General features: G+C 69.3%; 1 pseudogene. It reads right to left on the bottom strand.

Annotated features, from left to right (window positions below):
• A pseudogene (locus H0524_RS20830) lies at nt 1–231 on the bottom strand (ISAs1 family transposase); the annotation flags it as partial.

The following is a 231-nucleotide window of genomic DNA, read 5'->3' as shown; positions in this document are numbered from 1 at the left end:
GCAGAGTTTCGATGGCCCAGTGCCCGCGCAGCCAGTCGGCCAGTTCGGCAGGGCCGGCCTGGGCTGCGCTCAGGTTGGTGATCGCGTAGACGGTGACGGTGGACCAGCGGCCAGTGGCCAGGTTCAGCCGTCGGCGGCGGATCCGTAGTGCTTGTACGGCGTGGGGAAAGTCCAGGGCGAGTGGCCCGGTGCAGGTGACTGCTTGCAGGCGGCGGATGTCGTAGCGGCCGT

It is taken from the genome of Salinispora sp. H7-4 (genome assembly GCF_013416675.1).
GTDB classification, from domain to species: Bacteria; Actinomycetota; Actinomycetes; order Mycobacteriales; family Micromonosporaceae; genus Micromonospora; species Micromonospora vitiensis.
Note: the sequence above shows the minus strand (reverse complement) of the source record. Positions and strands in the feature narration are given on the sequence as shown.